Below are 1,536 nucleotides of genomic sequence, written 5' to 3' on the forward strand. Positions count from 1 at the left end.
AGCTCCTCCGCGGAGGCGGTGATGGCCGGCATGCGGGTCTTCGACCCGTCGGTGTGCCGGCACCACACCACCGGCCCCTGCACCAGGATGTTCGTGATCGTCGGGTCGGCGAGCAGCGGTTGCAGCCCGCCCAGCCCGGTCAGCGCGTCCCGGACCGCTTGGGCGACCTGCGCCTCCGCCGGTGGGGCGAGGGGCATCCGACCGGCGGCGAGCTCGGCCCGGGCGTGCTCGTTCAGCGCGGCGGCGACCAGCTGCTCGATCCGCGCGTCGCGGTCCGCGCCGGACAGCCGCTCCCCGGATTCGGCGAGCTGCTCGGCGACCTGCTGCCGCAGCCGGCGGACGAGGGCCTGCTGGTCGTCGGTCTGCCACCCGAACGGGCTGCGGCCGTTGGCGACGGCGGTCATGAGGCCACCTCCGCCGGTACCGGCGCGCCGGTGAGGTCCAGCGTCGGGTGGCCGGGCAGGATCGACGCCGGCTGCGCGGTCGTCAACGTCACCGCGATCCCCCGGATCGCGCGAGCGAGCTTCAACCGCCGCCAGTTCGGCACCCGCAACCTCCCCGCGAGGGCACCCGCACCGAGCCGGCTGACCGGCACCTCCCACAGCACCGGCACGCCGAGCTCCCGGGCGATCTCCCGCCCGGTGTAGCCGCTGTCGCCGGTGCGGACCAGCCACAACCGGCCCTGCACGGCCGGCCGCAGCCAGGACAGGCGCAGCTCGACCTGGGTCTGCTCGGCCAGTTCACCCGCCGCCAGGACCAGCACATGGTCGGCGGCGGCCAGCAGTGCGGCGGCGGGACCGTCCTGCTCGAGCCGGCCGACGTCGACGATCACCGGCTGCCGCTGCGCCAGGTCCCGCAGCGACGCAAGCCCGCGGGTGACGAGCGTGAACGTGGACGAGGCGACCGTCTCGCCCGGCGGGGCGAGGACCACGTCCGCGCCGACCGCCAGCCGCTGCGTGTACGGGGCCAGGGACACGATCCCGCCGGTGTGCGCCTGCGCCGCCAGCCCGGTCAGACCGGGTTCGGGACTGTGTCCGAACCGGGCGGCCAGGTCACCGCCGTGCGGGTCGCACTCGATCAGGACCGCGTCCGGCTCCGGCCACACCGCGGTCAACCCCACCGCCAGGGTGGTCACCCCGGGGGCGCCCTTCACACTTGCCAGCACGATCAGCATCACGGTCACCGCCCCACGCCGCGCTGCACCAGCGCCGCCTCGCCACCGGCCGAAGCGACCGTGACCGCGTCGGCGGCGGTCAGCAGCAGCGACACCACCGTCACCCCCGACTGGTCCGCGGCCTCGTGCACCGACACCACCGTCGCGTCCGCACGAACCAGCTGCGGCCCGCTGTCCCCGGCACCGTTGCCGGAGCCGGCGGTGTTCGCGCCGGGCGCGGCGGACGGGATCACGATCACGGTCACCTGACCGCCCGCCGCCACCCCCGCCGGGATCCGGCCGGGTTTGAGCCCGACGGCGATGACCGCCTGCCCGGCCGGGGGCCACGCCACGTCGCCGAGCTGCTGCGGCGACAGCAGCGC

At 75.9% G+C, this 1,536-nt stretch carries 1 protein-coding gene and 2 pseudogenes; all 3 read right to left on the reverse strand.

Annotation, left to right across the window (positions count from 1 at the left end; all coding sequences use genetic code 11):
• Nucleotides 1-404 (reverse strand): annotated as a pseudogene (locus tag AB0M46_RS51320) (CpaF family protein); the annotation flags it as partial.
• Nucleotides 401-1,183 (reverse strand): hypothetical protein, encoded by a 783-nt coding sequence (locus AB0M46_RS51325; protein ID WP_363349072.1) that lies wholly within the window; start codon nt 1,181-1,183, stop codon nt 401-403. The pseudogene AB0M46_RS51320 and the gene AB0M46_RS51325, both read right to left, overlap by 4 nt.
• Nucleotides 1,180-1,536 (reverse strand): annotated as a pseudogene (locus AB0M46_RS51330) (hypothetical protein); the annotation flags it as partial. The gene AB0M46_RS51325 and the pseudogene AB0M46_RS51330, both read right to left, overlap by 4 nt.

Source organism: Dactylosporangium sp. NPDC051485, from assembly GCF_040682015.1.
Classification (GTDB): Bacteria; Actinomycetota; Actinomycetes; order Mycobacteriales; family Micromonosporaceae; genus Dactylosporangium.